This window comes from Acidocella sp. C78, assembly GCF_907164655.1.
This window is the reverse complement of sequence record NZ_CAJQZK010000118.1, coordinates 1-1702: the sequence shown is the minus strand read 5'-3', so window position 1 is coordinate 1702 and position 1702 is coordinate 1. Positions and strand designations below refer to the sequence as shown.

The window sequence follows — 1702 nt, the reverse complement described above, 5'->3', positions numbered from 1 at the left end:
GGGCGCGCATCGTCAACGACGTCTCCGGCCTGCGCCACGACCCGAAGCCGCCCCACTGGTCGCCGCCGCCGGCTGCCCGGTGATCCTGATGCACATGCGCGGCACCCCGGCGACGATGAACGCCCAGGCGGTCTATGACGATCTCCTCGCGATGTCCTGGCCGAGCTTGCCGCCACCCGCGACGCCGCGCTGGCCGCCGGCGTCGCGCCCGCCGCCATCGCGCTCGACCCCGGTTTCGGCTTCGCCAAGCAGGGCGCGCAGAACGTGGCGCTGCTGCGCGCCCTGCCGTCCTTCCGCGCGCTCGGCCATCCGGTCCTGGCCGGCGTCTCGCGCAAGCGCTTCATCGGCGAACTCGCCGCCGAGCCCGACCCCGCCCGCCGCGATCCCGGCTCCATCGCCGCCGCCCTGTTCGCCGCGGGCAGGGGGCGGCGATCCTCCGCGTCCACGATGTCCCGCACGGTGCAGGCGTTGCGCGTCTGGCAGGCCCTCGCCGCCGCCTGACTGGACGCGGGCGCGTCTCTTGGGATAGTGCGGCCGCCGCGTCATTCCGCCGCAAGGCTCCAGCAAGGTTTCGATCCGCGATGAACCAGATCCCGCCCCGCCCCAAACGCCGCCTGTTCGGCACCGACGGCATCCGCGGCCGCGCCAACACCGCGCCGATGACGGCCGAGATCGCGCTTCGCCTCGGTCAGGCCGCCGGGCTGCGCTTCACCCGCGGCGATCACCGCCACCGGGTCATCATCGGCAAGGACACCCGCCTGTCCGGCTACATGCTCGAACCGGCGCTGACCGCCGGCTTCATCGGCGCCGGGATGGACGTGACGCTGGCCGGCCCGCTGCCCACCCCGGCCATCGCCATGCTCACCCGCAGCCTGCGCGCCGATCTCGGCGTGGTCATCTCCGCCTCGCACAACCCGTTCGAGGATAACGGGATCAAGCTGTTCGGCCCTGACGGGGCCAAGCTGTCCGACGAGGTCGAGGCCGAGATCGAGGCGCTGATGGAGCAGGATCTCGCCGGCCGCCTCGCCGCCCCATCGGCGCTCGGCCGCGCCACCCGCCTGGTCGATGCCGCCGGCCGCTACGTCGAATCCGCGAAATCGAGCCTGCCGCGCGGCCTCCGGCTCGACGGTCTGCGCGTCGTGCTCGATTGCGCCAATGGCGCCGCCTACAAGGTGGCGCCGGCGGCGCTGTGGGAACTCGGCGCCGAAGTGATCCCCCTCGGCGTCAGCCCCGACGGGTTCAACATCAACCACGAATGCGGCTCGACCGTTCCCTCCGCCCTGTCGGCGGCGGTGGTGCGCCACCGGGCCGATATCGGCGTCGCCCTCGATGGCGATGCCGACCGCGTGATCCTCGCCGACGAGCGCGGCCGGATCATCGATGGCGACCAGGTGCTGGCGCTGATCGCCCGCGCCTTCCAGGCCGATGGCCGGCTGTCCGGCGGCGGCATCGTCGCCACCGTGATGTCCAATCTCGGCCTCGAACGCTATCTCGGCGGCCTCGGCCTCGCGCTGCACCGCACCCCGGTGGGCGACCGCTACGTCGCCGAGACCATGCGCGCGCAGGGGCTCAATCTCGGCGGCGAGCAGTCCGGCCACGTCATCCTGGCCGATTTCGCCACCACCGGCGATGGCCTGATCGCCGCCCTCCAGGTGCTGGCGTCCTCGTGCGCGAGGGCCGGCCGGCGAGCGAGGTCTGCCGC

1 protein-coding gene and 1 pseudogene are annotated in these 1702 nt (G+C 73.2%); both read left to right on the top strand.

Annotated elements, in window-relative coordinates; translation table 11 throughout:
- Nucleotides 1–156: 156 nt before the first annotated feature.
- The gene (locus tag ACIDOCELLA78_RS96780) at nt 157–501 is read left to right on the top strand and encodes a dihydropteroate synthase (protein ID WP_307850974.1); all 345 of its coding nucleotides are present in this window, start codon (nt 157–159) and stop codon (nt 499–501) included.
- Between the two features lie 80 nt (nt 502–581).
- Nucleotides 582–1702: pseudogene (gene glmM, locus ACIDOCELLA78_RS96775) on the top strand (phosphoglucosamine mutase); the annotation flags it as partial.